2 protein-coding genes are annotated in these 1,814 nt (G+C 63.1%); both read left to right on the plus strand.

Translation table 11 applies throughout. From position 1 onward, the window contains the following. Nucleotides 1-357, plus strand: a 357-nt coding sequence (locus CKO31_RS25750; RefSeq protein WP_200243681.1) for an SPFH domain-containing protein, incomplete at its 5' end; no start/stop codon positions are given. Then, nucleotides 354-1,814, plus strand: a 1,461-nt coding sequence (locus tag CKO31_RS25755) for an ABC transporter substrate-binding protein (protein ID WP_200243684.1), incomplete at its 3' end; no start/stop codon positions are given. The genes CKO31_RS25750 and CKO31_RS25755, both read left to right, overlap by 4 nt.

Below are 1,814 nucleotides of genomic sequence, written 5' to 3' on the forward strand. Positions count from 1 at the left end.
AACCTAGCACGCCGCGAGCTGGGGCGCAATTACGTCAACAGCGAGGACGTTGTGATTCGCACAGTGACACTCCCCGCCCAAATCAAAGCGGCGATCGAGGACAAACTGACGCAACGCGAACTGCTGCAATCGTATGCTTTTCGCTTGAGCGCAGCGGCGCAAGAGGCGGATCGTCTGCGCGACGAGGCCCGCGGCATCCGTGATTATCAAGCGCGCATCGACTCTACACTCAACGACCGCCTGCTCCAGCAAACGGGGATCAGGGCCACCCGCGAGATTGCGGGCTCAGAGAACAGCAGCGTGATCCTCATCGGTTCGGGCAAAGACGGCCTACCGATGATCCCGGGCGGTCGATGACCGCATCGCTCGCTCGGCTCTGGACGGTGATGGTCTTCGCGCTGCCGTTAGCCGGGTGCGGGCCGTTCTTTGATGAAATCGCGGAGCGCCGCAGCCTGTATGCGAAGCAGAGCGACGGCCCGGTCGTGATCGCGGTCGTAGATGGGAGCCCCGGTAGCGGCTTTGTCAATGGGGTGCGTCTGGCAATCGACGAGATCGACTCCTCCAAGCGGGGGCTCTTGGGCCGACCCGTCGAGCTGATCGTGCGCCCCGGCGCGGACAACTTCCATGACCTCCGCCCGATCGTGCAGCGCATTGCCAACAACCCTCGCGTAACCGCCGCGCTGGGGCATGGGCGTCCCGGCGTGGCGGTTCCGGCATCGGTGATTTACGAGCGATCCCGGGTTCTATTCATGCCCGCGTTCGACGCAACCGAGGAGCTGACGCGACACGGCTTCAACTTCGTACTGCGGATGCTTCCGGATAACCGGGTCATGGCCGCTCAGACCGCGAGCGTCGCGGACCTGTTCGGGTATGAACGCATTGTCGTTCTGCACCAGGTGGATGACGCCGACCGCGAAGCGGCCTTCTTGTTCGAAGATCTCGCGAGATTCTTCGGCATCGAGGTTCCCTTTCAAGGCTCCTTTTTCTCTGCACAGACGAATTATCGGCGACTCATCAACGAATTCGCACAGTCGGACTTCGATGCCGTCTTTCTCGCCGCCGATACCGAGTCCGGCGCGCGCATGCTGCGACAGCTTCGTGAGCTCGGCATCCGGAAACCCGTGTTGGGCTCTCCCAAGCTCAACCTTGGACCCTTTGCAGAGCTAAGCAAAGAGGCGGGCGAGTTGACCGTTGTTCCAACAGTGTTCGGCCCGGAGGGGAACAACGCGCTTCGACGACGATTCACAAACAGCTATGTCGAGACTTTCGGGATCGAACCCGACCAAAACGCCGCACAGGGCTTTGACAGCGTCAAGATACTCGCTGAGATCATTCGCCGCGCCGGTTCCACGGAACCGCGGGCATTGGCAAATGCGGCGCATTTCGCCGGGCCAATGGCGGGCGTGACGGGCATTTACGCTTTTGACGAGGCGGGCAACCTCCATGGTAAGAGCTACCGCTTTCAAGTGCTGCGCCACGGGCGGTGGAGAGCGCTTCCTGGGATCGACCTCCCATTCTTGCTTCAGCGTTTTGAGACAGGCGTAGATCCTGCCGACGAGGTGGCCAGCGCCCTGGCTCTCTCGCACCCGGAGCGAGACCGTCTTCCACCGACTCGATACGGCCAGCCTATCCCGGACCGCGACACGGCTCCCGCGGCCGATCGCGGTGAGCGGCGACGCCCCGGTGGAACTGCCCGGCCGCTCGCAGCCGGCCCTCGGGCGGAGGCGGCGGCAAACCCGAATCAAGCGCCACTCCGGCCGCCCGTCGGCAGGCGTATGTCGTCGCGGGAACGCGATCTAAGATGGCTCGCAATC

Origin of the sequence: Thiohalocapsa halophila, assembly GCF_016583825.1 — a bacterium.
In the GTDB taxonomy this organism is placed as follows: Bacteria; Pseudomonadota; Gammaproteobacteria; order Chromatiales; family Chromatiaceae; genus Thiohalocapsa; species Thiohalocapsa halophila.